The sequence below is a fragment of the Amycolatopsis thermoflava N1165 genome, from assembly GCF_000473265.1.
Lineage (GTDB): Bacteria > Actinomycetota > Actinomycetes > Mycobacteriales > Pseudonocardiaceae > Amycolatopsis_E > Amycolatopsis_E thermoflava.
The window spans coordinates 2921205-2943772 of record NZ_KI421511.1 but is presented as its reverse complement, the minus strand read 5'-3'; the positions used below and the strand labels follow the sequence as shown (position 1 = coordinate 2943772).

The following is a 22568-nucleotide window of genomic DNA, read 5'->3' as shown; positions in this document are numbered from 1 at the left end:
AGAATTCGCTGGGCTCGCGTGGCCGGCATTCTCGGCTTCGTGCTGGCGCTCGTCGCGACCGTGCTGTCGACGCCGGCGACGGCGGCCGTGGAACCCGGCGGGCTTCCACCACTCCCCGTCACCCCCAAGATCCCCCACAGCACCGTCCAGCTGAAGAATGCGATTCCGCCAGCGCAACCACCTGCAGCCAAGCCGGCGGCCATACTGCCGGCCGGCGGAGACGCCACACTCAAGGCGGGCCCCAAGGGCAAGCCGGCCACGGCCGGCAATCTCCCTGTCCGCGCGGAGTCGGCCGACGCGGGTGCTGGGCCGGTCAAGGTCCACGTCGCCGATCCGGCATTGGCCCGGCAGGCAGGTGTCGCCGGGGTCTTGTTTTCCGTGACCCCCGAACACCCAAATGACGCAAGCACCCTCTCTGTAGGCGTCGACTACTCGAGGTTCCGCGGTCTCACCGGCGACTTCGGGGCACGCGCCAGGTTGGTCCAGTTGCCCGCATGTGTCCTCACTACGCCGAGCGTCCCGTCGTGCCAGGTGCAGACACCGGTCCCGTCCTCGACGAACAACGCGGCCGCCAACGTCGTCACAGCGGACGTTGCCTTCGAACCCGTTGCGCCGGCGAACAGCAGGGCGGCGCGTCCCAACCCGGCTGACGGCACCAGCAGAAGCACGGTCGTCCTGGCAACTGCCGCGAGCCCGAGCGGATCCAACGGCACCTTCACCGCATCCTCCCTCAATCCGTCAGGAACGTGGGCGGTGTCGGGCGGCTCCGGGGCTTTCACCTGGACGTACCCGATTACGGTCCCTCCCGCCGCCGCGGGCAGCGTGGCCCCGTCGATCTCGCTGTCCTACGACTCGTCCGCCATCGACGGGCACACCTCGGCCACGAACAACCAGGTGTCGTGGGTTGGCGAGGGCTGGGACTACTCGCCGGGATACGTCGAGCGCACCTACCGGGTCTGCTCGGACGACACCGCCCTGCCGACAGCGCAGCAGACCAGCGACCTGTGCTGGGCGGGTCAGATCGTCACGCTGAACCTCGGCGGCAGCACCGTCGAACTGGTCCGCGACGACGCGACTGGAACCTGGCGTGCTGCCAACGACAGCGGCAGCCGTGTCGAGTTGCTCACCGGCGGCGCCAATGGCGCACTCAACGGTGAGTACTGGAAGGTCACCACGCCGGACGGCACCCAGTACTTCTTCGGCCGCCACATCGGGCCGGGACGCACGAACCAGCCCGCGACCAACTCCACCTGGACCGTTCCCGTCTACGGCGCACACGCCGGCGACCCCTGCTACAACGCCACTGGGTTCGCCGCGTCCTCCTGCACCCAGGCGTGGCGCTGGAACCTCGACTACGTCGAAGACACCCACGGCAATGTCGCGACCTACTACTACAACACCGAGAGCAACCACTACGGGGCAAACAACGGCACCACGGGCGTCGCCTACATTCGGGGTGGCACGCTCGACCACATCGACTACGGCCTGCGCAATGAGAACGGCACCATCTACGCCCAGCCCGCGCCCGATCAGGTCCGATTCGCCATCGCCGAGCGCTGCATCCCTTCCGGCGCCATCACCTGTGATCCGGCGCAGTTCACCACGGACAACGCGAAGTCCTGGCCGGACACCCCCCAGGACCAGCAATGTCTACCCGGCGCGGTCTGCAACAACCACGCCCCGACGTTCTGGTCGACCAAGCGACTGACCAACATCACCACGCAGTACTACAACGGCTCCGGTTACACGAAGGTCGACTCCTACGACCTGGCACAGCAGTTCTCCGAATCCGGCGATCCCGCCCTGTGGCTCAACTCCATCACCCGCACCGGATACACCGCGACCGGCAGCTCGATCGCACTGCCTCCGGTGACCTTCGCCGGGCAGATGATGGACAACCGGGTCGCCGGGTACAACAACCAGCCGCCCATGATCCGCTGGCGGCTCACGAACATCACCGCGGAAACCGGCCAAGCCATCCAGGTGGGATACAGCCAGCCGGAGTGCACGTCCACCAACGTCCCAGCCGATCCGGCGCAGAACACCAAAAGGTGCTTCCCGGTCTACTGGACCTTCCCCTATCAGACCGACCCCACCCTCGACTACTTCCACAAGTACGTCACCACCAGCGTCCAAGTGCAAGAACCACACGCGCTGTCTCCCACACAGCGCACCAGCTACACCTACGTCGGCGCCCCGGCCTGGCACTTCGACGACAACGAGGTCGTCAAGCCCGCCAACCGCACATACGGCCAATTCCGCGGCTATGGTCAGGTCGACGTCAGCACCGGAAGTTCGGCCAACAACACCAATGGCCGCGCCGATGTCCTCACCCTGACCAGGACGACCTACTTCCGCGGCATGAACGGCGACACGTTGCCCAACGGCACCCGGGTCGCCTCTGTCACCAACTCACTCGGCGAGTCGATCCCGGACGACAACGCGTTCGCGAGCATGACTCGAGAAGTTCAAACCTTCAACGGGATCAACGGCCCGCGGCTCTCGAGCACGATCACAGACCCGGTCAAGATCGGAACGACCGCTACTCGCGGGCGTGCGGGTCTCAACGCGTTGACAGCCACGCTCGTGGGAGTGAGCAGGACTCGCTCGTTGACCGATCTCGCGGCCGGCGGAGTGCGAACCGCCAGCACGACCTACCAGTTCGACAGTGCCGGACGCGAGATCAGGAAGACTGACTCCGGGGACGGCGTCCCGGACGTCTGCACCACCACCAGTTACGCCGACAACACCACTTCCTGGATCCGCACTCGCGTCGCGGAGACCATAACCTCGCAGCAGGTGTGCCCAGCCTCTGGTGCGACACCCGCTCCGATCCTCTCCGACGTCCGAACGTTCTACGACAACGCCGCCACCCTCGGCACCCTGTCCGGCCCAGGTGACCCCACCCGAGTCGACACGGCGACCGTCAACAACAACGGTGCATTGACCTTCGCCACCACCGGCACCGGAACGTTCGACAGCTCGGGCCGTCCCCTCACCACGACCGACGGCCTCAATCGCACCACCAAGCTCACCTACACGCCCACGAGCGGAGGAGTGCTCACCCAGACCGCAAGCACCAATGCACTCAACCAGACCAGCACCACGACGATCGACCCAGGCCGTGGAGTCACCACGGCGACCGTCGACATCGCGAACCACCGCACGGACGCGACCTACGACGCCCTCGGCCGATTGACCGCGGTGTGGCTTCCAGGCCACTCGAAGGCCGCCAATGCCCCGGCCTCGTCCAGTTACGCCTACCAGCTGGCGCCGAACGCACCGCTTGCGGTGACCACCAACACCCTCATCTTCAACGGCACGACCCACAACTACCTGACCTCGATCGGCATCTACGACGCGATCGGGCAACTTCGACAGGTGCAAACCGCGGCCGAAGGCGGCGGGCGCACCGTCACCGACTCCTTCTACGACTCCCACGGCTGGACCGTCACCACCAACGACCGCTACTACACCGACGGAGCCCCGTCGACCACACTGATCTCGGTCGCTGACTCTGCCGTGAACAGCCGCACGATCAACAACTACGACGGCGCGGGACGGGTCGTCGACATGGCGGCGTACAACGGCCTAACAACTCGTTTCAAAATGATCGGCGCGTCTGCTGGCCGTAGTTGATCAAGTGTGGGCATGCTGATGTGTTGATTGAGAAGTTGGTTCCCGACAGTCTGTGGCAGCGGGTGGAGCCGTTGCTGCCGCCGAGGCCTGTGCGGCGGAGTCGGTATCCGGGTCGGTTGCCGGTGGATGACCGGGCGGCGTTGGCGGGGATCGTGTTCGTGCTCAAGACCGGGATCTCGTGGCGGGAGCTGCCGCGTGAGGTGTTCGGCTGCTCCGGGGTGACCTGTTGGCGTCGGTTGCGGGCCTGGACCGAGGCCGGGGTGTTCGACGCGGTGCACAAGCTCTTGCTTGACCAGCTGCGAGCGCTGGATCGGCTCGATCTGGATGTGGCGGTGGTGGATGGGTCGCATGTACGGGCGTTGAAAGGGGGGAAGCGACGGGCCCCTCGCCCGTCGATCGGGCTCGGCTCGGTTCCAAGCACCATGTGATCACCGACGGCAACGGTATTCCGCTCGTGGTGTCTGTTACTGGTGGCAACCGGCACGACAGCACGCAGCTCATACCGCTGGTCGAGGCGCTTCCAGTGATCCGCGGGAAACGCGGCCGGCCTCGTCAGCGCCCGCGCTGGCTCTACGGCGACCGCGGCTATGACTACGACCATCACCGCAAGACCCTGCGAGACAAGGGCATCGTCCCGCGAATCGCTCGCAAGAACACCGCTCACGGCTCCGGTCTCGGCAAGATCAGATGGGTAGTTGAGCGGATGTTCGCCTGGCTGCACCAGTTCAAGCGTTTACGGATCCGCTGGGAACGCCGAGCCGACATCCACCTTGGCCTCATGCACCTGGCCTGCGTCCTCATCTGCTACCGCAAGCTGCCGACTTCATTATGAAACGAGTTGTAAACGCGACGTGGCACACCAGGTCGGTCTACGGCGGAGACCGCACCACCATGTTCCCGCCGCCAGGCGGCGTCACCACTGCAACCCTCACAGACGTCCGAGGCAATACGGTCGAAACGCGCCAGTACACGGCACCGCCGACGGTGAACGGAAGTGTTGTATCCGGTGGTGCGTATCAGTCGACACTGCACGCCTACACGCCACTGGGACAGCTCGCAAAGATCACCGATCCCGGTGGCAACGTCTGGACCACCAGCTACGACCTCCTCGGCAACAAGATCCAGGCCACCGATCCGGCCACCGGCACCACGAAGTACACCTACGACATCGCCAACCAGGTGACCACCACGACCGACAGCCGTGGCCAGACGCTCGCGTTCACCTACGACAATGTCGGCCGGAAGACTGCCGAGTACTCGGGGTCTCTGGCCGGCACCAAGCTCTCCTCCTGGGTCTATGACACGGTGCAGAAGGGCAAGCTCACTTACTCCACGCGGTACACCCCGCAGGGCAACTACCTCGTCGGTTACGGCGGATACGACGGGCAAGGCAACCCGACGAGTATGAGCGTCCAGGTTCCCGCCTCGGAGACAGGGCTGGCCGGCACCTACACCACCCGCTTCGAGTGGAACGACCCAGGCAAACTCGCCTCGATGCTGCCCGCCCCCGGAGGCGGACTGCCCGGCGAGTGGATCGGCACCGCCTACGACTCCCTCGGCAAGCCCAGCTCGAGCATCGGGTACAACAGCTACGTCGAATCCGCCGCCTACACACCGTATGGCGAGCCACTTCGCTACAACCTCGGCCTTTTCAGCAGCAGTAGCGCGCTGACCTACGACTACGACCCGCAAACCCGGCGCCTGACCCACGCCAACTTCTCGGCCCAGCTCGCCACGCCGCAACTCGACGACGTCCAGTACTTCTACGACCCGTTCGGAAACCCGACTCGCTCGGTCAACGTCCAGGGCGGAGCCGGATCACCGGCGAGGACCCAGTGCTACGGATACGACAGCCTCGACCGGCTGAACCAGGCCTGGACGGCCACTGACAACTGCGCCGCCGCGCCGAACGCCAGCAACGTCGGCGGAGCCAACCCCTACTGGCTGTCCTGGACCTTCGACCCGACCGGGTTGCGCACTACGCAGGTCAAGCACGCCGTACCAGGAACCACGGGTGACACCACAACCAACTACAACTATCCAGGCCCGGACGCAGCGCAGCGCTCCTCGCTGACCTCGACAGCAACAACCAGACCCACCGGCGCGAGCTCCACGAGCTACACCTACGATCCGGCCGGCAACACGCTGACCAGAGCACTGCCAAACGGGAACCAGACGCTGACGTGGAGCGAGGAGAACCGGCTCGCTACAGTCGCCGCCCCGGCCGGCAACACGTCCTATGTCTATGACGCAGACGGCAATGAGCTCATCCGACGCGACCCTGGCTCTGCGACACTGTTCCTCCCCGGTCAAGAACTCACCTACAAAGCCGCCACTGGAACCGTCACTGGCACCCGCTACTACACCTTCAACGGCCAGACCGTCGCGATGCGCACTGGAGGAGCCGATCCGGTGTACCTGGCGGGCGACCCGCACGGAACGATGCAAATCGTCTACACCCCGAGCACGGGCACCGTCACCCGACGGACACAGGACCCCTACGGCAACCCGCTCGGCCCAGTCACTACGACGAACAGCGCCGGAACGACGACACAGGGAACCTGGCCGGACAACCACGGCTTCCTCGGCAAATCGGAATCCGCGGCCACAGGCCTCACCGACGTCGGCGCTCGAGCCTACGACCCGACCACCGGGCGCTTCATATCTGTCGATCCCCTGCTCACCCTGAGCGAGCCACAAGCGGGCAACGGCTACACCTACGCAGCCGGAAATCCAATCCTGAAGAGTGATCCCACCGGCCTTGAACCCCTTGTCCTGCCAAAGGGGATGAAGCCCGAGGATGCCCGGAATTGTGACCTCCAGTGTCGCAATGGCGGCTACGGTGCGGAGTCTGGAGATGCAAATAAGAAATCGAATGAAGACGCGAGAAACAAGTGGATCGATCACCACGCCCCGCCCGGGTCTGACGAGACGACGTTGGAGGCTGATCTTCAATCGGTACTTGAGAACACTGCTGCCGATTGGTGGGAGCCTCACTATATCCAGGGTAAGGATGGTGATTGGATAGACTATTGCTTCGGTCGTGCCGGATGCGAAGAGGCTCTGGAGTACCTTCGAGACTCGCACGACGTGGCAGGGGCCAAGTATATTGCCGCAACGTACTGCGCTTTCAATATGGAGACCTGTGAGCGCAAGTCGCAGATTGCGATGGTCGGCGAGCAGTTGCTCAGTACAGTTCCCTCGTTATTCTCTGGCGGTGCCGCTTTCGCTTCGACAGGAGGGAAGGCGGCCACTGCCGGTCGGTCGACTAATCTTGCCGAGGATGTCGGTGGCCCTTCTGGGATCGGCAAACTTCGCCCAGAGCAGCAGCGATCCGTACGATCTCTTCAGCGTCAGGTCGACGAGCATCGACGAAAACTGGACGACTATCGGGCTGACCCTGACGCCTTCGATAATCTCGGTTTCTTGAAGAACGCTCCCAGTCCCGAAATTCGAAATCGGATCATCGATGGTAGAATCAATCACCTGGAGACCGAGATTAGGGGCTTCCAAAAGCAGATCGAAGACCTTCTGGGGGGGAATTAATTGAATGAGACGAACCCGTTGTTCATTTCGGTGCTCGAACTTCGCGTTTTATGTGATCGGTTGTTGAAGCATTTGTCTGAAGTCGAGGGCGAAGGTGTGCAGATCGAACGTGATTACTTTTGGTCGATTCCCGACGAAGATCTGTATGACGTGTACTCTGAGCCGGAAACGTTCACAGTCGGACAGGTTTCGGAGTCAATCGGCCACCTGAGGGCCCTGCTTGCAGATGAGTCCATTCGACCGACTAGGCATATCGTATGGTTGGCGGAAGTTCTTCGTGCGATCGGAACTCCTGCGGCCAGGCGTGCAATCGAATGAGTTGTTGTTAAGAGTCGGCCGGCCAGTGACACAACCCGGGCGCCGTCCCGCGCCCGTTCGGCGGCCCTGCGGGCGCGCCGCGCGCCGGAGCGCCAGACCATCAGGAGGAGCAGTAAGCCAGCCGCACCGACGACCATCTGGGAAGTCGTGAGGTTGACGTTCATCGGGCGCCTCCCTGCGGGTGCTGACGTCGCCACTGCCAGAAGCGGTGCACCTTTCGGCGGTCGGTGTCGGCAAGACCGCCCCAAACGCCGACGGTTTGCTCGCCGGCGACGCGGAGTTCCAGTTCGAGGCACGAGTTCACGACCGGGCAGCCCGCGCACGACCAGGCAGCGAGTTCGCGGTCGGGCTCGGTCTCGCCGGACAGATCGGGCATTTCGTCGCGGTTGAACACCCAGAAGCACAGGCCCTCGTGGGTCACGATGTCGGCGAGAACTTCGTCTGAAACGGGGGCGAAGCGGTCCAGGCGCTTGGCGATGGGGGCGTAGTCGTCGGGGGTCATGACGCACCCCCGGTCAGCCGCTCGATGGCGCGAGCCGTGCGCCGCTCGGCGGCCATCCGGGCCACATCGACACAACCTCCGGTCTCGGTGGCCTCGGCGAGGAGCTTGTTCAGGGCCACGGCCGGCACGACGTAACGGCTCCGGACCCGGACAGCGGGGAACGCGTCGTCCCGGATGGCGCGATAGAGGGTGGCCGCGTCGACCCGGAGGATCCGGGCCGCTTCTTTGACGGTGTAGAAGGCCGGACGGCCTTCATTGGGCATAGGGGTACTCATGGAGGATTCCTTCAAATGATTTCGGCGGGAATATGAGCTGATATCAGCTCGTAGTGGCGTGCGGTGGATCCGAATTGGCGACGCAATGTGATACTTGCGCCGCGGAAAGCGATCAGGCGCTAACCTCGGCTCCGAGGCGGAGCACGGAGGAATAGGTGACGGAGAATTGGGCGGCGGTCTCGAAGGCCATCAACGAGCGCGTGACCGAGCTCGGGTGGAAACAGCGAGAACTCGCCGAGCGGTCTCACGTCTCCCAGGCCATCGTGCGGGAGATCCAGCACCACACCGTCGAGCGGAAGCGCAGCGCCCGCACCCTCGAAGCGCTGTCCCTCGCGCTCGGGTGGCATCCCGGTCACCTCAACGCGATCCTGCGCGGGCGGAAGCCGCTCGCCCCTGGTGAGACCGGCGACGAGCCGCTCGACCAGATCATCAGCCGGCTCGTAACGATCGAAGACCGGCTGGACACGATCAGCGAGCAGCTCGCCTCGCTCACCGCGAACGTCGCCGCACTGATTGTCCGCAACTGGTCTGTAGGCCGACCGGTGACCGCCGGACGCTACTGTTGCGGCAGCTGATCAAAGGAGCGTTACGTGGGCGTGGCCGAGACCAATATCCGCATCCTGAAGCCGTCTCGGAAGCGGCTGCAGCCCGGTGATGTGTTCGCTGTGCAGATGCCGGACGGTTTGTACTCGTTCGGGCGCGTGATCAAGACCGATGTGCCGATCCACGCGATGACCGGCAACATCCTCATCTACGTGTTCAAGACCCGCTCGGCGAGCACGGACGTGCCTCGTCGCGAGCTGCTTCGTCCCGACCAGTTGCTTATGCCGCCGCTGCTGATCAACCGGCTGCCGTGGTCCCGTGGCTACTTTGAACACCTCGGGAACCTTCCACTCGAAGTCGGCGAGGTGCTGCCGGTTCACTGTTTCTGGAGCTTCAGCCGCAAAGTCCATTACGACGACTCGGGCGCTGTTCTCTCGGAGCCAGTCGAGCCGGTAGGGACCCATGCACTCAGCAGCTTCCGCACCTTCGACGACAGGCTCAGCGATGCTCTCGGCGTGCCCCGAGCACCGGAACAGCCGGTTTAGACCGCCTCGGCCCTCACCCGGTCAGCAGGGTGTGCCGGTGCTGCCCGGCCAGCTCGATGCAGGCGCGCGAGAGCGGTTCGGTCTTCAGCCGCTCGCGCGACTCGGTGTTGAAGGGGATGCCGACGGTGGGCCGGCCCGCTCCGGTGCTGACCGCGGCGCCTTCCTCTTGAGCTCGACCATGCCGGCGAAGAGCTGATCGAACACCGGTGCCTCGATGACGGCGACGGTCAGCAGTTCGACCTACAGGGTGGAGGGGTTCGAGCACGACGGCGCTGGTGAAGACCCGGAAGTCTCCGGCCGCGCGGGCAGCGGAGAAGGAGCGGAAGGGCTCGTCGTGCTCGTAGTCGATGGGGTCAAGGGCGTTGCCGTCGTGCTCGGGGTTGCCGAGGAACTCTTCGGAGTACTCGTGCTGGATGTTGCGCCACAGGGAGAAGTCGTTGGCCTGGTGGGCGGGCGCGAGGGCGGCGGGCTGGAACACCCCGGCAGGGATGACGTGGAACATGCCGCCGGGGACCGCAGGATTGCGCGGTGTTGAGCAGGTCAGCAGCGTCTGCTGGGTGAGGTTGTGGTGCTGCCGGTACCAGCGGATCACCTCACCGGCATCGGAGCCGTCCGGGGGAGCGGCAACTGCTTGAGCCACGTGTAGCCACCTTCCGAGTTAGCACTGCTGGTCACTTGTCGCCCTCCGCTCTCGTGCAGTTCGCATCCGATTGTGGCACCTTCTGCTCGCCGTGTGGGAAAAACGCACGATCCCCGCTCTAGGTCAGTTCTTACTACTTTGGGGCACGTAACCGCTTGTCGTTGTCGTCGGGTATGGTGACGTCATTCTTGAGAGAGGCGGGGGGTTTCCGCACTGATTTTCTGGGGAGTGAGTCTCGAATGGCTTTAGATGTCGAGTACTACGGGTTGAGACTTCTGGACTGGCTCTATGATCAGTCCAGCGGATTCACGCAGTTCTTTGAAATCGGCGATTTCGTTTCGGCTGAGGGTCTTTCTGGGCATGATATATATCCGCTTGGCAAATACCTCGATGATCGAGGATTGATCCAGGCGCGCTTTACGCTCGGAGGGGGTGGCAGTGCCTTCATTACTGGCGAGGGGATTGCGTTCGTTCAGCAGATGAGGTCCGAGCGTAAAGATCCGGCGGTGAGGCGCCCGCGGCTACGCGGCCAACTTCTGCGATGGCTGTATCACAAGCAGTATCAGGGGGGTGATGGACCTGCAAGCTGGGAAGGCTTCACCGCGAGCGAGTACGGTCGGTTCATGGGCCAGCGCTTCACGAATGCCGAAGTGGAGAACGAGGTTCAGTATCTCTCCGACAGAGGGTTTATCGAGGGTGTTGAGGTGGCTGAAGCGGTATCGGGTTGGATTCACCCCAGGCTTACCGCGAACGGCCAGGACTGCGTGGTCGAGTACGGAGGAAGTGTGTCGGACTACATGAACCGGACTGCGGCGGCCGTAGGTGGCGGCGGTAACGTAACCAATATCAGTATTAGCGACTCGTCTGGCAACATAGTTGTTGGGGACAACAACTATGTTCACAATGTCGCCAGTGGTATCGATGTTTCCCAGGTGCTCCGCTTCGCGGGGCTGGTGCGGCAAGTGGTCACGACACTTCAGCTTCCTCCTGAGGACGAAGCAATCGTTGATGCTCAGGCTGCCGAGTTGCACGACGCTGCAAGTGAGGCGCCGGCGGATAAGGGGCGACTTCGCCTACTGGTCGACGCGATTATTGAGCGCGTTACCAACGCGACCGCCACGGTGGCGGGCGAGATGGTCCTGGCGGCAGGACAAGAAGCTGCGAAGGCGATCAGCGGCTGACGACGGGGACTGACGTCCAACTCTCTGATCGATGTCGAGGATGTGGCTGGGCAGGATTTCGCCGCTGAGCGAGGAGCCGGACTCGTCCGCCGTGCCGGGCGCCCCAAATATGCCCCATAAGTGGCGGGTGCTCGGGCCAAACCTGCTGGTCACAGCCGGTTTGCTCACCGCTCTGTAGAACAGATGGCCTAGGGGCGCCGTTTCGGCATTCGGGAACCAAGGACTTCAGCGGCCTTACGGTCGGCGGCGGCAACCCACGCAGCGTAGACGCGCAACGTCGTAGCACCGCCGCCGCCGTGGCCGAGGCGGCCGGCGACGGTTCGGAGGTCAACGCCGGCGGTGAGGAGTTCGGTGGCGGAGTAGTGCCGTAGTGCGTGGATGTGGGTGTCGATGCCGAGGCGGGTTGCCATCTTCTTGTAGCGGCTGGAGACGGCGTCGGGGGAGTAGGGCTCGTTCAGGTCGGATCCGCGGGTGCTGGTGAAGACGAACGAGTTCTCCGACCACTTGGCGCCGAGTTCGTGGCAGTGTTGCTGCATGCGGGCCTTGTGCTCGCGCAGGAGCACGATCGTTTCGGTGTCGAGGGCGATGCGGCGCATCTGGTGGGTCTTGGTGTCCTTCTCCTGGCCCACGCCGCGGAGCTTTGTGTAGCTGCGGCGGATCTCGATGATTCCTTCGTCGAGGTCGACGCGGGACCAGCGGAGGGCGCAGGCTTCGCCGCGGCGGATGCCGGTGGTCATGACCAGCCAGACGAGGGTTCCCCAGTCTTCGTCGAGCGCGAAGGCCTTCTCGACGAGGCGGGCAGCCTCGGCGGGTGAGGGCGGGTCGGGCTGTGGAGCTGTCTGGCGCGGGCGCTGGGCGATCTGCGCCGGGTTCGTGCTGATCCACTCCCAGCGGACGACGGCGTTGAGGACGCCGCTGATGATCGAGTGGATCTGACGCACGCTGGAGTTGGCCATGCCGCTGCACTTGTGCGGCTTGCACTTGGCGACCTTGCAGTCATGGTCACCCTCGAGCTTGTGCTCGATGTAGGGGCGGCCGTCGCAGCGGACGCGGCAGCGGCGGAGTTCGGCGTAGAAGGTTTCGAGGGCGCGGGCCGTGAGTTTGTTGACCGCGATCTTGCCGAGGGCGGGCTTGATCGTGCGGTCGATGTAGCCCAGGTAGCCATGCCAGGTGCTGGCTTCGACGTCGGTGCCCTTGACAGTCTGAGTGAGGTGGGCACTGCCGCCCGGTCAGCGGGTCGGACACGGACCTGGAGGGACCCGGGTCGGAGCCGCGGAAAGTGTCAATGGACAGAGTCATGGACAAGCCGCAAGAAGATGATCAACCAACAAGCCATAACGCCTGGTCAGAACCGGTGGGCCGGGCGGGGCTCGAACCCGCGGCCAAGGGATTATGAGTCCCCTGCTCTAACCAGCTGAGCTACCGGCCCCAGGCGGGCGCACGCAGCAGCACCCGCACCCATCGAAGGGTGAACGACAACATATCGCACGCCGACCGGCCGCCGGTGTGGTGGGCGGGTCACCCGGACGGCCCAGCGGTGGTGCACCTGCGGTGTCGAACCGGTCGATCGGCCCGCCTCAGCGCCTAGGATGGGTGTCATGGCGGGCGGCGCGGTGCTCTGGTGGGGGTGCGGCGCCGGCCGGATCCTCGTGCACGTGCACGCCCGGAGGTAACGGCGCCGGGAGGGTACGTGAGAGGTCGGTTCGCGGAGCAGCTGTCCGAGCGGGTTCTGGTGTTCGACGGGGCCATGGGCACCGTCCTGCACGTGGCGGGCAATTCGCTGGACCGGGCGTTGCCGGAACTCAACCTCTCGAACCCGGAGCTCGTCAGCACCATCCACGAGAGCTACGTGGCCGCCGGTGCGGACGTGCTCCTCACCAACACCTTCGGCGCCAACCGGCTGCGGCTGGCCGAGCACGGGTGCTCCGTCAGCGCCCGCGACATCAACCTCGCCGCCGTGCGGCTCGCCCGGCAGGCTCGTCGCGGCGTGCACCGGACCATCTTCGTCGCCGGGTCCGTCTCCCCGGCGGTGTCCTCCAGCTCGCGGGCCGGCGTCCGCGCCGACGAGCGTGCCGAGGTCGTGCGCGAGCAGGTCCAGGCCCTGGTCGACGGCGGCGTCGACCTGCTGGTCCTGGAGACCTTCGGCCACCTCGACGAGCTGGTCGAGGCCGTCACGGTCGCCGCGGAGGTCACCGACCTGCCGATCGTCGCCCAGGCCACCTTCACCAGCGACGGCCTCACCCCGGCCGGCGAGACGCCCCGCGAGGTCGTCAAGGCCCTCACCGGCCTCCCGGTCACCGCGGTCGGCGCCAACTGCACCGTCGGCCCCCAGCACATGCTCGCGATCCTCGACGAACTCCGCGACGCCGGCGACCTGCCGGTGGGCGTGCACCCCAACGCGGGCATGCCGCGGCGCACCGGGCGGCGCTTCACCTACCCGGTCGCCCGCGCGCACTTCGGGCGGTACGCGCGGCGCTTCGCCGAGCACGGCGCCGCCATGATCGGCGGCTGCTGCGGCACCACACCCGGCCACATCCGCGAGGTCGTCGCGCGCCTGGCCGACCTTCGGCCCCGCCAGGCCAACCCCGTCACGGCCGTGCCCAAGCCGCGCCCGGCGCCGCCGCAGAGCCCGCTCGCCCGCCGTCTCGCCCGGCCCGGCTTCGTGCTCGCCACGCAGGTCACCCCGCACGGCGAACCGGAGGACGTGGAGCGGGTCCGCGGCGCCGGTCTGGCGCTGGTCCGCGGCAACTTCGGCGAGGCCCTCCGCCTGGAACGCGAGGCGGGCGTCGACACGATCACCACGGTCACGGCCTGGGACCGGTCCCTCGCGGCGCTGCAGGCGGACCTGCTCGGCGCCCACGCGTTCGGCCTGCGCACGGTTGTGTGCGAAACCGGAACCCCGGTCCCGCTGGGCGACTACCCGGGCGCCGACGGCATCTGGGAGGTCGACTCGGTCGGCCTGATCGGGCTGCTCGCCGGCCTCAACTCCGGCCGCGACCACACCGGGCTCACCTTGGCCACCCGCACCGCCTTCCACATCGGCGCGCGCGTCAACCCCGGCGCGGAGGACCCGGACGCCGAACTGTCCCGCACCAAGGCGAAGATCGCCGCGGGCGCGCAGTTCCTCATCACGCGGCCGGTCTACGAGCTGGAGGGCCTGTCCCGCCTGGTCGCCGAGCTGTCCGGTGTGGACATCCCGGTCCTGGTGGCGATCGCACCGCTGTCCGGCTTCGCCGAAGCCGAGTACCTGGCCTACGAGGTCCCGGACGTGACCATCCCGCCGCGGGCACTGTCCGAACTGGAGGCTGCCGGGAAGCGGGAGGCCGAGGTCGGGCTGGCGCTCGCCGCGGAGCTGCTCGACGGGGCGCGCGACCTGGTCCGCGGCGCCGTGGTGGTCGCCGACGAACACCCCGGTAAGATCGATTCGCTTCTGCGGCAAGAGAAATCGGCGCTTCAGCTCTGACCGGTCGCGGTGTTACCCTCGCTCGATGGCACTGTCGCGCAGGACGGTCCTGAAGCTGGGGGCACTCGGCACGGCCGGGTGCACGGTCCTCACGGGCCGCGCGGTGGCCGGTGAATCACCACCCGTCGAGCGCGCACTGCGCGAGGCGATGCGCGAACTGCAAGGCGCGCCAGGAGGTCCGCCCGCCATCACCGTCGCGTTCAGACGGAGCCACGGGACGGCCTTCCACAGCGTCGGCGTGTCCGATGTGGCGACCGGCCGGAAACCCCGGCCCGACGACCACATGCGTGTCGCGAGCGTGGCGAAGGCGTTCAGCGCCGCGACCGCGCTGTCCCTGGTGAGCCGCCGCCGGCTGGGGCTCGATGACACGGTCGGGCGGCGGCTGGACGGTTTCCCCCCGCAGTGGTCGGAGGTGACCCTCAGCCAATTGCTCGGCCACACCAGCGGAATCCCGGACTTCAGCCGGTCGCAGCGGTTCCGCGACGCGCTGCTGGCGTCCCTGCAGGACCCGCCGCCCCCGCGCGACCTGCTCGGCTACCTCGACGACCCCGGCCCGCTGTTCGCGCCCGGCACCAGGTACGCCTACTCCAACTCGGACAACATCCTCGTCGCGCTGATGTGCGAGGCCGCGACCGGCGCGCGCTACGAGGACCTGCTGCGGCAGCACGTCACGCAGCCGCTGGGGCTCCACCGCACCAGCCTGCCGCGCGGCTCCGCGCTGCCCGAACCGCACCTGCACGGCTACGACGGCGCCGAGGACGTGACCACGCTCGTCGCCGCGGGCTGGAGCTGGGCCTCCGGCGGAGTGGTGTCCACACCGGCCGATCTGGCGCGCTTCATCGGCGGCTACCGGGCCCTCCTGCACCCGGCGGTGCGTGCCGCGCAGCTCACGTTCCGGCCGGGCGGTTCGGAACCGCCCGGGCCGGGCGTCAACGCGGCCGGCCTCGGCATCTTCCGCTACGACACGCGGTACGGCCGCGTCTACGGGCACACCGGCAACACCCCGGGCTACACGCAGTTCGCCGCGGCCACCCTGGACGGGCACCGGGCCGTCGCCGTCAGCACCACCGCGCAGATCACCCCGGACAGCGACCCCGCGCTGTTCGAGCGGTTGCGCGGCATCTACGAACTCGCCGTCGGCGCGCTCCTTCACACCAGCGCGAGGTCGTGAGCGACCACCCGCCCGGCGTGGACCACCGTGCGGTGCGGCAACCGGTCCTGCACCGCGGCCGCGGGTGCCTCGCCGTCGAGCAGCACCAGGTCTGCCGGGTCGCCGACCGCAACTCCGGGGCGGTCCCGCACGTCCCGCAGCCGCGGCAGTGACGGGTCGAGCACCGTCGCGCCGCCCCAGGTGCCCACGGCCAGCGCGTGCTCGACGAGGTGGTCGTTGCGGAACCCGTTGGTGAACGCCAGTTGCCAGGTGCGGTCGAGCAGGTCCGCGTTGCCGTAGGGGGACCAGTAGTCGCGCTGCCCGTCGTCGCCGAGGCCGACACGCAGGCCGGCCTCGGTCAGCCGGGTGAGCGGGAGCGTGTTGCGGCCCGGCGGCGCGACGGTCGCGACCGAGATGTCCAGCTCAGCCATCTCGGCGAGCACCTCGTCCAGACGCGGCGACGGGGTGTGGGCGAGGGTGAAGGCGTGCGAGATGGTGACCCGGCCGCGCAGGTCCAGCGCCCGCGTCCGCTCGATGATCAGCCCGAGGCTGAACAGGCCCAGCTCGCCGGGCTCGTGCAGGTGGACGTCCACCGGCACCCCGTACCGGTCGGCGAGGTCGAACACGATGTCGAGGTGCCGCACCGGGTCGCCGTCGACGCCGCACGGGTCGATGCCGCCCATCACGCCGGCGCCCTCCCGCAGCGCGGCTTCCATCAGCGCGGGCACGCCGGGCTCGCGCAGCAACCCGGCCTGCGGGAAGGCGATGATCTCGACGTCGGCCCGGCCGGCGTGCGCCTCCCGCGCGGCGACGACGGCTTCCAGGCGTTCCAGCTTGCAGTCCGCGTCGACCTGGGCGTAGCCGCGGACGCGGGTGACGCCGTGCGCGATGAGCAGGCCGAGCATGTGCGTGGACCGCTCGGCCATCGGCGGCCCGCCGTCCCGCCAGTGGGCGCGGTCGTGCAGCATGTTCGCCCACACCCCGCCGGGGGAGTCGTTGGGCCGCCACGGCAGGCCCAGCCGCGTGGAGTCCAGGTGGACGTGCACGTCGGAGAACGAGGGGACGAGCAACCGCCCCTCGCCCGCCAGCAGCGGCACGCCCTCCGGTGCGGGGCCGCCGGCCGCGGAGACCGCCGCGATCCGGCCGTCGCGGATCGCCACATCGGACAGGGGACCGCCCCACGGGCGCACGCCGGTCAGGTACAGGTCGTTCACCCGGCCAGCATCGCACGCGTGACTTTTACGACGATCTGTCGTAATCTTTGCGACAGGATGTCGTAAAAAGGAGAACTCCATGACCGAACCGCAGGACCGGGCCGACCTCGTCGAACTGCTCGGGAAGTACGCCGACATCGCGGACCTGAAGGAGTTCACCGACCTGCCCGGGCGCGTCTTCACCGACCCGCTCACGCTCGACTTCGAATCGGTCACCGGCATTCCCCCGACGACCACGCCGCTCGCCGGCTACGTCGAGATCCTCCGCGCCTCGTTCGCCCCGTTCGCGGCGACCCACCACGCCATCACCGGCCCCGTCATCACCCTCGACGGCGACCGGGCGACCATCCACGCGCACGTCCGTGCCGAGCACTGGCTCCCGGAAACGAGCGACCGGTGGCTGGTGGCCGGCTTCTACGACAACGAGGCGGTCCGCACGCCGGACGGCTGGCGCCTCACACGCGTGAAGCTCACCGCTTCGCACCAGGAGAATCAGCACCTGGTCGCCGCGGGGTGGTGACCGGTGCCGCGGATCCGGGGCGCCAGCATCGGGGAGCACCACGAGCAGGTGTGGGCCGACCTCGCCGAGGCGATGCGGCAGCTGCTGCTCGAACGCGACTACGAGTCGATCACGCTGGGCCACCTCGCGGCCCGGGCCGGCCTGGCGCGCAACACGCTTTACAACTACGCCCGCGACAAGAGTGCGCTGGTCCTCGCGCTGGCCGAGCGGGCCGGCCTGCCCCTGCGTGAGCGGGTGGCCGGGATCGCCGCGCGCCCGGACCCGGCGGAGCAGCGGATGGGGGAGATCGTCGCGGCGGTCCTGGAGGCGGCCACGGACCAGGCGCTGTGGCTGGTGTTCCGCCCCGGCGCCGGGCCGCTGGTCGCGGACCTGCCGAAGGGCCCGGACGGCCCGTTCCACGCGGTGGTGACCGAGGTGGAACGGGTCGTCCGGGACGGCATCGCCCGCGGCGAGTTCCGCGACGTCGGTGACGTGGCGCTCGCGGTGGAGCTGCTGTCCGGCGCCATGCGGGCGGGCGCCGAACGCGTCGCGCGGGATCCCGCCGCGCTCGAGGCCACGGTGGCGACGGCGCGGGAGATCGTCCTCGCGTTCCTCACTTGCCGTGCGGGTCCGCGGCGTTGAGGGTGGCCACGACCTGGTCGTAGTCGCCGCGGGCCTCGCCGTAGCGGAGGAACTTCACGTTCTCCACCTGGATCTCCTTGGCGTCCGGCTGCGTCTCGAACAGCTTGACCACCTCGTCGGCGAAGTCGTCGAGCGGCATGGCGAACTCGCTCTCCTCCTGGCCGGGCAGCAGGGCCGTGCGCACCGACGGCGGCTCCAGCTCGACGACCTTGACGGAGGTGTCCGCCAGTTGCAGCCGCAGCGACTCGCTGAGCATGTGGATGGCGGCCTTGCTCGCGTTGTAGCTCGGTGTGGCCGCCAGGGGGGCGAACGCCAGGCCCGAGGAGACGGTCACGATGGTCGCGTCGGGCTTGCTCTGGAGGTGCTCGACGAACGCGGCGATGAGCCGGATCGGGCCGAGCACGTTCGTCGTCACGGTCTCCTCGGCCGAGGCCAGGAAGCCCTCCGGGTGGTGCCAGTCCTCGACGCGCATGATGCCGGACATCGCGATGACCACGTTGAGGTCGGGGTGCTTCCGGATGACCTCGTCGGCCGCGGCGCGGATGCTGCCTGCGTCGGCGGTGTCGATGCGCACGGTGTCGAACCCGTCCGCGGCGAGTGAGTCGAGCAGCTCGGTGCGGCGGCCGCCGACGATGACCGTGTTGCCCTTGGCCCGCAGCCGCCGCGCGAGGGCGAGGCCGATGCCGCTGGTGGAACCCGGGATGAAGATGGTGTTTCCGCTGATGTTCATGCTCCCGAGTCTGGCCGGGCGCGACAGGCCGGTGCAGAGATCGCTCATCGGGGGATCGGCGGTCCCTGGTTCGCCCGGCCCGGGGGCGGATACTGGGGTTATGGACCGTGTGGAGCTGGCGGCGTTCCTGCGCAGCCGCCGGGAACAGCTGCGGCCGGAGGACGTCGGGCTCCCTGCCGGGCCGCGCCGCCGCGCGCCGGGGCTGCGGCGGGAGGAGGTCGCGGCGCTGGCGGCGATGTCCACCGACTACTACACGCGGCTGGAGCAGCAGCGTGGCCCGCAGCCGAGCGAGCAGATGCTGGCCGCGCTCGCCCGGGCGCTGCGCCTGACCGGCACCGAGCGTGACTACCTGTTCCGCATCGCCGGCCGCAACGCACCCACACCGGTGGTGGCGGCGGCGCACGTGGCGCCGGCCCTGCAGCGCGTGCTGGACCGGTTGTCGGACACGCCCGCGCTGATCCTGTCGAACCTCGGCGAGGTGCTGGTGCAGAACAGCATGGCGGACGCCCTCTACGGCGACCGGTCGCACCTGACGGGCTGGGCGCGCAGCGAGATCTACCGCTGGTTCACCGATCCCGCGGAGCGCCGGATCTACCCGGAGCACGACCGGGGGCGCCAGGGCCGGGCCCTCGTGGCGGGCCTGCGGGCGGCACTCGGGTCGATGGGGCCGCAGTCCCGGGCCGGCGAGCTGGTGCGGGTGCTCACGAAGGCGAGCCCGGAGTTCGCGGAGCTGTGGGAACGGCACGAGGTGGCCAAGCGGTTCGTGGACCACAAGGTGCTCGTGCACCCCCAGCTGGGTGAGATCGAGGTGGACTGCCAGGTGCTGTTCACCGAGGACCAGTCGCAGATGCTGCTGGTGCTCACGGCGCCGCCGCGCACGGAGGCGGCGGAGAAGCTGCAGCTGCTCGGCGTGGTCGGCACCGAACGGTTCGACAGCGTTCGCTAGATCAGGCGCGCTCCGGTGACTCACGTCGTTGCTCGAGCTCGGCGAGGAACTCCAGCACCCGGGCGTTGACCTCGTCGGCCGACTCGCCCGCGATCGCGTGGGTGGCCGCCGGCCACAGCTCGACGCGGGCGTCCGGCAGCAGCTCCCGGGCGCGGGCGGCCGCACGCCGGCCGTCGTGGATGACGCTGCGGGCCGCGATGAGTGCGAGGACGGGGACGGTCAGGCCGCGCAGTTGCGCGTCGGTGAACAGCAGGGGCGTGGGCAGCGCGATCCGGTAGGTCCGCATGCCCTCGTCGATCACCGTGGCCACCGGGTCGTCCTCGGCCACCTCGGCTCCGCCGGAGATCCAGGCCAGGAAGGCGGGGCGGGCCCAGCGCCGGATGCCGGGGACGAGCGCGAGGGCGGTGCGCACGAGCAGGGAGCCCGGGAACGTGGCGAAGGTCCGCACCGGGTCGATCAAGGTCAGCGAGGCGAGCCGGTCCGGTGCGCGCACGGCCAAGTTGGCTGCGAGCCACCCGCCGAAGGAGTAGCCGACGAGGTGGACGTCGCGCAGGCCCAGCGTGGCGAGCACGGTGTCGAGCCACGCAGCCTGGTCGTCGGCGTCGCGGATGGGCGCGGTCTGCTCGCTGCGTCCCGGCTCACCGATCAGGTCGAGCGCGTACACCGGGCCGCGCGCGATGAACGCGGGGAGGTTGGGCTCCCACATGACCGTCGTGCCCGCCCGGCCGGGAAGCAGCACCATCGGGGCGGGACCGGGTTCCCCGAAGCGGTAGACGCGCGCGGTGCCGAACGCCGTGGCCACGTCGCGCTCTTCGGCGGGGGCGGGCAGCGCGGCGAACCCCCGGTCGTAGGCCGCGTCGTACGCGACGCGGGCCTGCGGCGACGTGAATCCGCCGAGCGTCATGGGGACCTCCCTGTTTGACGATACGATCGCATCGTAAACAGGTCCGGGACGGTTTGCAATCCGTTCGTATTGTGAAAAGGTGGCTTGGTGCCCAAGCGGGTCGATCACGAGCAGCGGCGACAGCTCATCGCCGACGCGGTCCGCAGGATCGCGGCCGACCGGGGCCTGGAAGCGGTGAGTCTCGGTGAGGTCGCGGCCGAGGCCGGCATTTCCAAGGGTCTGGTGCAGCACTACTTCCCGAGCCGGGACGACATGCTGCGCTATGCCACGCGGACGCTGCGCGACCGGGTCGGCGACCGGCTGCGGACCGCGCAAGCCGAGCTGCCCGGCCTGCGCGCCGCGCTGATCGCCCTCCTGCCGCTTGACGACGAGAGCCGGACCGAGGCGCTGGTCGCGAACGCGTTCGTGGTGCGCGCGTTGAAGGACCCGGAGATCGCCGAGCGGTTCCGCCTCGGTCACGCGCAACTCCGCGACGCCATCTCCGCCATGGTCACCGCCGCGCAGGCGCACGGCGACCTGCACGCCGACCTGGACCCGACCCGGGAAGCGGACCTGCTGCTGGCCCTCGTCGCCGGTCTCGGCGACGCGGTCCTGCTGGGACACCGGACGCCGGCGGAGGTGATCTCGCTCGTGGATCACCACCTCTCCCGCCTGATGCCGTGACGGGGGCAGCCGTCCTCGGCCCTCAGGCGAAGCGCTCCCGCACCTCCTCGGCCGTCAGGCCGAACTCCTCCAGCGTGTAGCGGTGCGAGGGGCGGCCGGCGCCGGTGGTGCTCTCCTCGTACACCGCCCGCATCGCCGACTCCGCGGCGGCCGTGAAGGGCAGCCCGAAGTGGTCGTAGACCGACGCGACCACCGCCAGCGGGTCGGCCACGAAGTCGGCGTAGTCGACGTCGTAGAACTGCGCCGGGTCGTGCTTGGCCCGTTCCCGCTTGAAGGTCGCCGCGCCGCGGGACCACAGCTCCAGCTGCGACCGGCCGACCACCGGGCCCTCGAACACCGTCGACCAGCCCGCCGACGCCTGCTGGTTGAGACTGCACACCGACGCGATGATCGTCTCCGGCGCGCGGTGCGTCTGGATCACCAGCGCGTCCGGGTAGACCGCGAGCAGCGCGTCCAGCGCGAACAGGTGCGACGGGTTCTTCAGCACCCACCGCTTGTCCCGGTCCGGCAGCCCGATCAGCTGCAGGTTGCGCCGGTGCCGCGCGTACGCGTCGGTCCAGTCCTGCGCCGCCAGCCACTCCGAGTACGTCGGCACGTGCGCCAGGCACTCGTACGACACCGACTTCGCCGACTGCCGCAGCAGCTGCCAGCACTCCTCGACCTGCTCCGCGGAGCTGTGGTGCACGCCGAGGAACTCCGGGTGCTCGACGTGGTGCTTCTCGTACCCGGCCTGGATGCCCTGGAACACCGGGTTGTCCGCCCACGTCTCGCGCGGCGGCCGCGGCTGCGGCACCTCGGCCAGCCACACCTCCAGCCCCTGGTGCGCCGGATCGGCGGTGAGCAGCCGGTGCAGCGCGGTGGTCCCGGTGCGGGGCAGTCCGGTGACGAAGATCGGCCGCTCGACCGGCACCTCGGCGTACTCCGGAAAGCGCTTCCACGCCTCCTCGCTGAGCAGCCGCGCCACCAGCGCCTGCCGCAGGAACGCGCGCTTGATCTTGTTGCCGAACGGGGTCAGCGCGGCGTCCCGCGCGTAGGACTCCAGCAGCACGGCCAGGCCCTCGCGGTGCTCGTCGCCCCCGAAGTCGCTCAACCCGCAGAACCGGGTCGCGGAGGCGTGCAGGTCGTCGACCGTGCCGACGCTGTCGCGTCCGATGCTCATCGCCGGAGC

General features: G+C 68.1%; 21 protein-coding genes, 1 tRNA gene and 1 pseudogene. 13 read left to right on the top strand and 10 right to left on the bottom strand.

The annotated features are described in order from the left end of the window. Positions 1-18 precede the first annotated feature (18 nt). The 4 genes from AMYTH_RS0114790 (at position 19) to AMYTH_RS47890 (ending at position 7503) form a co-directional block, all read left to right on the top strand. On the top strand, positions 19-3639 hold the full coding sequence (locus AMYTH_RS0114790; RefSeq protein WP_157360608.1) for an RHS repeat domain-containing protein: 3621 nt from the start codon (positions 19-21) through the stop codon (positions 3637-3639). 23 nt (positions 3640-3662) lie between these two features. After that, a protein-coding gene (locus AMYTH_RS47895) for an IS5 family transposase (protein WP_167344562.1) occupies positions 3663-4471 on the top strand; the annotation gives its coding sequence in 2 pieces (ribosomal slippage) (positions 3663-4002 and positions 4002-4471; 810 coding nt in all). 59 nt (positions 4472-4530) lie between these two features. Beyond that, the gene (locus AMYTH_RS44850; RefSeq protein WP_167344589.1) at positions 4531-7185 is read left to right on the top strand and encodes an RHS repeat domain-containing protein; all 2655 of its coding nucleotides are present in this window, start codon (positions 4531-4533) and stop codon (positions 7183-7185) included. Further along, positions 7186-7503, top strand: coding sequence for a hypothetical protein (locus tag AMYTH_RS47890; RefSeq protein WP_209440765.1), 318 nt, complete (start codon positions 7186-7188; stop codon positions 7501-7503). A gap of 160 nt (positions 7504-7663) precedes the next feature. On the opposite strand, the gene AMYTH_RS0114770 is transcribed toward AMYTH_RS47890, so the two are convergent. Together AMYTH_RS0114770 and AMYTH_RS0114765 are read right to left on the bottom strand one after the other, a co-directional pair. After that, positions 7664-8005, bottom strand: a complete 342-nt coding sequence (locus AMYTH_RS0114770) for a WhiB family transcriptional regulator (RefSeq protein WP_027930976.1) — start codon at positions 8003-8005, stop codon at positions 7664-7666. Continuing rightward, the gene (locus AMYTH_RS0114765; protein ID WP_027930975.1) at positions 8002-8280 is read right to left on the bottom strand and encodes a helix-turn-helix domain-containing protein; all 279 of its coding nucleotides are present in this window, start codon (positions 8278-8280) and stop codon (positions 8002-8004) included. The genes AMYTH_RS0114770 and AMYTH_RS0114765 overlap by 4 nt, the downstream gene beginning before the upstream one ends. A gap of 155 nt (positions 8281-8435) precedes the next feature. Between AMYTH_RS0114765 and AMYTH_RS44845 the strand changes: the two genes are divergently transcribed. Next, positions 8436-8855, top strand: a complete 420-nt coding sequence (locus AMYTH_RS44845) for a helix-turn-helix domain-containing protein (protein ID WP_051362676.1) — start codon at positions 8436-8438, stop codon at positions 8853-8855. A 15-nt stretch (positions 8856-8870) separates the two neighbouring features. Further along, positions 8871-9368 (top strand): immunity 26/phosphotriesterase HocA family protein, encoded by a 498-nt coding sequence (locus tag AMYTH_RS0114755; RefSeq protein WP_027930974.1) that lies wholly within the window; start codon positions 8871-8873, stop codon positions 9366-9368. A gap of 13 nt (positions 9369-9381) precedes the next feature. On the opposite strand, the gene AMYTH_RS0114750 is transcribed toward AMYTH_RS0114755, so the two are convergent. Beyond that, complete coding sequence (locus AMYTH_RS0114750; protein WP_051362675.1) at positions 9382-10008, bottom strand: hypothetical protein; 627 nt, start codon at positions 10006-10008, stop codon at positions 9382-9384. Positions 10009-10247: 239 nt separating this feature from the next. Here AMYTH_RS0114750 and AMYTH_RS0114745 point away from each other — a divergent pair, with 239 nt between their 5' ends. Beyond that, positions 10248-11189: a hypothetical protein gene (locus AMYTH_RS0114745; protein WP_027930972.1), complete on the top strand. Its 942-nt coding sequence runs from the start codon at positions 10248-10250 to the stop codon at positions 11187-11189. Between the two features lie 188 nt (positions 11190-11377). On the opposite strand, the gene AMYTH_RS44840 is transcribed toward AMYTH_RS0114745, so the two are convergent. The 3 genes and pseudogenes from AMYTH_RS44840 to AMYTH_RS0114735 form a co-directional block, all read right to left on the bottom strand. Then, positions 11378-12145, bottom strand: a complete 768-nt coding sequence (locus tag AMYTH_RS44840; RefSeq protein ID WP_228684763.1) for a site-specific integrase — start codon at positions 12143-12145, stop codon at positions 11378-11380. Between the two features lie 117 nt (positions 12146-12262). After that, positions 12263-12373 (bottom strand): annotated as a pseudogene (locus AMYTH_RS51205) (tyrosine-type recombinase/integrase); the annotation flags it as partial. Between the two features lie 171 nt (positions 12374-12544). Then, positions 12545-12618 (bottom strand) — tRNA-Ile (locus AMYTH_RS0114735). Positions 12619-12879: 261 nt separating this feature from the next. On the opposite strand from AMYTH_RS0114735, the gene AMYTH_RS0114725 reads away from it, so the two are divergent. Beyond that, positions 12880-14652 (top strand): homocysteine S-methyltransferase family protein, encoded by a 1773-nt coding sequence (locus AMYTH_RS0114725; RefSeq protein ID WP_027930971.1) that lies wholly within the window; start codon positions 12880-12882, stop codon positions 14650-14652. Positions 14653-14677: 25 nt separating this feature from the next. Beyond that, on the top strand, positions 14678-15823 hold the full coding sequence (locus AMYTH_RS0114720) for a serine hydrolase domain-containing protein (RefSeq protein WP_027930970.1): 1146 nt from the start codon (positions 14678-14680) through the stop codon (positions 15821-15823). On the opposite strand, the gene AMYTH_RS0114715 is transcribed toward AMYTH_RS0114720, so the two are convergent. Beyond that, positions 15802-17016: an amidohydrolase gene (locus tag AMYTH_RS0114715; protein WP_209440764.1), complete on the bottom strand. Its 1215-nt coding sequence runs from the start codon at positions 17014-17016 to the stop codon at positions 15802-15804. The genes AMYTH_RS0114720 and AMYTH_RS0114715 overlap by 22 nt on opposite strands. Before the next feature lie 79 nt (positions 17017-17095). On the opposite strand from AMYTH_RS0114715, the gene AMYTH_RS0114710 reads away from it, so the two are divergent. Both AMYTH_RS0114710 and AMYTH_RS0114705 read left to right on the top strand, forming a co-directional pair. Next, positions 17096-17536: a nuclear transport factor 2 family protein gene (locus tag AMYTH_RS0114710; protein WP_027930968.1), complete on the top strand. Its 441-nt coding sequence runs from the start codon at positions 17096-17098 to the stop codon at positions 17534-17536. A 3-nt stretch (positions 17537-17539) separates the two neighbouring features. Then, positions 17540-18157, top strand: coding sequence for a TetR/AcrR family transcriptional regulator (locus AMYTH_RS0114705; RefSeq protein ID WP_027930967.1), 618 nt, complete (start codon positions 17540-17542; stop codon positions 18155-18157). Here the strand turns inward: AMYTH_RS0114705 and AMYTH_RS0114700 are convergent. Continuing rightward, positions 18129-18887 (bottom strand): SDR family oxidoreductase, encoded by a 759-nt coding sequence (locus tag AMYTH_RS0114700; protein WP_027930966.1) that lies wholly within the window; start codon positions 18885-18887, stop codon positions 18129-18131. The two genes, AMYTH_RS0114705 and AMYTH_RS0114700, sit on opposite strands and share 29 nt — an antisense overlap. 100 nt (positions 18888-18987) lie before the next feature. On the opposite strand from AMYTH_RS0114700, the gene AMYTH_RS0114695 reads away from it, so the two are divergent. Next, positions 18988-19833: a helix-turn-helix transcriptional regulator gene (locus AMYTH_RS0114695; protein ID WP_027930965.1), complete on the top strand. Its 846-nt coding sequence runs from the start codon at positions 18988-18990 to the stop codon at positions 19831-19833. Position 19834: 1 nt separating this feature from the next. Here AMYTH_RS0114695 and AMYTH_RS0114690 read toward each other — a convergent pair whose 3' ends face one another. Then, complete coding sequence (locus AMYTH_RS0114690) at positions 19835-20737, bottom strand: alpha/beta fold hydrolase (protein WP_027930964.1); 903 nt, start codon at positions 20735-20737, stop codon at positions 19835-19837. Positions 20738-20824: 87 nt separating this feature from the next. On the opposite strand from AMYTH_RS0114690, the gene AMYTH_RS0114685 reads away from it, so the two are divergent. Further along, positions 20825-21400, top strand: a complete 576-nt coding sequence (locus AMYTH_RS0114685; protein ID WP_027930963.1) for a TetR/AcrR family transcriptional regulator — start codon at positions 20825-20827, stop codon at positions 21398-21400. 22 nt (positions 21401-21422) lie between these two features. Here AMYTH_RS0114685 and AMYTH_RS0114680 read toward each other — a convergent pair whose 3' ends face one another. Further along, positions 21423-22559, bottom strand: coding sequence for a sulfotransferase family protein (locus AMYTH_RS0114680; protein WP_027930962.1), 1137 nt, complete (start codon positions 22557-22559; stop codon positions 21423-21425). Positions 22560-22568 lie beyond the last annotated feature (9 nt).

Bases quoted from the DNA above. Each gene is read 5' to 3' on its own strand.
- AMYTH_RS44850 (WP_167344589.1), top strand. From the start codon at position 4,531: ATGTTCCCGCCGCCAGGCGGCGTCACCACTGCAACCCTCACAGACGTC.
- AMYTH_RS0114770 (WP_027930976.1), bottom strand. From the start codon at position 8,005: ATGACCCCCGACGACTACGCCCCCATCGCCAAGCGCCTGGACCGCTTC.
- AMYTH_RS0114765 (WP_027930975.1), bottom strand. From the start codon at position 8,280: ATGAGTACCCCTATGCCCAATGAAGGCCGTCCGGCCTTCTACACCGTC.
- AMYTH_RS0114745 (WP_027930972.1), top strand. From the start codon at position 10,248: ATGGCTTTAGATGTCGAGTACTACGGGTTGAGACTTCTGGACTGGCTC.
- AMYTH_RS44840 (WP_228684763.1), bottom strand. From the start codon at position 12,145: ATGGCCAACTCCAGCGTGCGTCAGATCCACTCGATCATCAGCGGCGTC.
- AMYTH_RS0114720 (WP_027930970.1), top strand. From the start codon at position 14,678: ATGGCACTGTCGCGCAGGACGGTCCTGAAGCTGGGGGCACTCGGCACG.
- AMYTH_RS0114710 (WP_027930968.1), top strand. From the start codon at position 17,096: ATGACCGAACCGCAGGACCGGGCCGACCTCGTCGAACTGCTCGGGAAG.
- AMYTH_RS0114700 (WP_027930966.1), bottom strand. From the start codon at position 18,887: ATGAACATCAGCGGAAACACCATCTTCATCCCGGGTTCCACCAGCGGC.
- AMYTH_RS0114695 (WP_027930965.1), top strand. From the start codon at position 18,988: ATGGACCGTGTGGAGCTGGCGGCGTTCCTGCGCAGCCGCCGGGAACAG.
- AMYTH_RS0114690 (WP_027930964.1), bottom strand. From the start codon at position 20,737: ATGACGCTCGGCGGATTCACGTCGCCGCAGGCCCGCGTCGCGTACGAC.
- AMYTH_RS0114680 (WP_027930962.1), bottom strand. From the start codon at position 22,559: ATGAGCATCGGACGCGACAGCGTCGGCACGGTCGACGACCTGCACGCC.